Raw genomic sequence first — 1,557 nt, 5'->3', positions numbered from 1 at the left:
TCACATGAGGAGCATCGGATCAAGGTCGAAATGCTTCAGTTCATGTAGTTCTCCATTCCGGTTTCCGGATCACAGGTCCGAGCCCGTCCTTCAAGCACGTTTTTGCACTGCGCGCTCAAGCTCACATACGGTCGCCGCTCGCAGCGGCTGCACCACCATCCCGCATTCTGCGGGCAGGGCTCGGGAGGACGGGACCATTCTTAACTACGGCCGGTCAGGCCATACCTTTACCGCGGTTCGTCCACCCGGATCCGCCAAAGCTGATCAGGCCTTGGTGGAATTGCTGAGCATGTGCCGGATGCGCAGGATCAAGCGACCTTCAAGCCCGCCCCCTCGATGACCACGCCGTGGGTCACATACTTCCAGAGCGCGACAAGCAATTTCCGCGCCAGCGCGACGATCGTGACCTTTTTCAGCCGCCCGCCCAGGCGCACGCGATCATGGTACCACCGCGCAAGGGCCGATCCCGGTTGATGCCGCAACCAGAGCCACGCCATCTCGACCAAGATGGCGCGCAGCCGGGGATTGCCGGCTTTCGACACGCCCTGCTCGTGATCGATCTTGCCGCTCTTCCAGGGTGTCGGCGCCAAGCCCGCATAGGCTGCCACCTGCCGCCGGTTGTCAAAGTGCCGAAACAGGCCTTCCGACCACAGCGCACCCGCAAACCCTGATCCAATCCCCTTGAGGCCGAGCAGCATCTGAACCGCCTTTGAGGGGACCTCCGCTGTTTGCGCTGCGGCCAGAAGAGCATCGCGTTCGGCCTTCACGGCCTCGATTTGCCGATCCAGCAGCTCGATGACCTCGAGTTCGCGCCGTGCCACAGCTTTGAGATGCGGCGGCAAGGCACGTCCGTCGCCGGTGCGCAGCTCGTCGAGTCTTGCACGCCGGTCCGGACGCCGTGGATCGTAATCGGCAATGCCCTGCGAGAAGAACAGTCCCCTGAGCCGGTTGACATGCCGGACCCGTTCGCTGACGAGCGTCTTCAGCTCACGGCAGAGGCATCGTTGATCCTCTTCGTCCGGGGTTGGGACACGAACCATGGCGCAGACGCGCGGCTCGCCGCGCTTGTAGGCCAGCAAGGTGCGCACCAGCGCCTCGCCGTCAATCCGATCGGTCTTGGCGCGTCGCCGCCGGCGTGAGACGGCAATCGAGGCGGGATCCACAACATGGCTTTCAATGCCTTCGCTCTCCAGCACACGATGGATCCAAAACCCGTCCAGTCCCGCCTCCTGAATCACCACGATCCGGGCGAGCTGGCCCGTGCGGGCGTGAGCCTTGCGTTGCAGCTCCGCAAAGCGGCTCAGCAGCTCAGCCAGATCGCCGCCTGGCACCTGATGCCGCGACATCTTCTGGCTTCCGCCCGGCAGCAAGGCCGTCACGAGCCAGACGGCGCGACTGAGTTCCAGAGAAACAACGATTGCGGCCTGGTCCGAGGAAGGGCTCCAGGTAGTGGACGTGGGGTTGGTCGCTTGCATGGCCTATCGCCTCCAGGAAGAAAGAGTTGGCGTCCTTACTCTCGCAGAGAGCTGGGCGCCGCTCACCTCCTCATGGCATCTT

At 63.5% G+C, this 1,557-nt stretch carries 1 protein-coding gene; it reads right to left on the bottom strand.

Translation table 11 applies throughout. The features are described 5' to 3' along the window. Positions 1 to 308: 308 nt before the first annotated feature. Positions 309 to 1,475: an IS110 family RNA-guided transposase gene (locus FS320_RS43140; RefSeq protein WP_244627760.1), complete on the bottom strand. Its 1,167-nt coding sequence runs from the start codon at positions 1,473 to 1,475 to the stop codon at positions 309 to 311. Positions 1,476 to 1,557: the final 82 nt, after the last annotated feature.

This window comes from Microvirga tunisiensis, assembly GCF_009296175.1.
Lineage (GTDB): Bacteria > Pseudomonadota > Alphaproteobacteria > Rhizobiales > Beijerinckiaceae > Microvirga > Microvirga tunisiensis.
This window is presented reverse-complemented; position numbering and strand designations above follow the sequence as displayed.

Excerpts from the sequence above, each read along its gene's own strand:
- FS320_RS43140 (WP_244627760.1), bottom strand. The coding sequence starts at position 1,475 with ATGCAAGCGACCAACCCCACGTCCACTACCTGGAGCCCTTCCTCGGAC.